Source organism: Pantoea sp. GbtcB22 (assembly GCF_019091025.1).
In the GTDB taxonomy this organism is placed as follows: Bacteria; Pseudomonadota; Gammaproteobacteria; order Enterobacterales; family Enterobacteriaceae; genus Pantoea; species Pantoea leporis.
On sequence record NZ_JAGXKB010000631.1, the window covers coordinates 1 to 244 of the forward strand.

Below are 244 nucleotides of genomic sequence, written 5' to 3' on the forward strand. Positions count from 1 at the left end.
GCTCCCGGCCGATTTATTTGATGAGAAGGTGTAAGGTAATATTTACGGGCCCATGATGAATCGGACTACCGCCGTCCTGGAAAAAAGGATGGCTGAACTGGAAGGAGGGACCGCCGCACTGGCGTTCAGCTCAGGCGCGGCGGCAATCACTTATGCCATTCTGAATATCACGCAGGCGGGCGATCATATCGTGGCGCTACGCAATTTATACGGCGCGACCTATACGCTGCTGAACGGGATCCTC

At 54.9% G+C, this 244-nt stretch carries 1 pseudogene; it reads left to right on the plus strand.

What is annotated here, in order from left to right:
- Nucleotides 1-244: pseudogene (locus tag KVT28_RS26210) on the plus strand (PLP-dependent transferase); the annotation flags it as partial.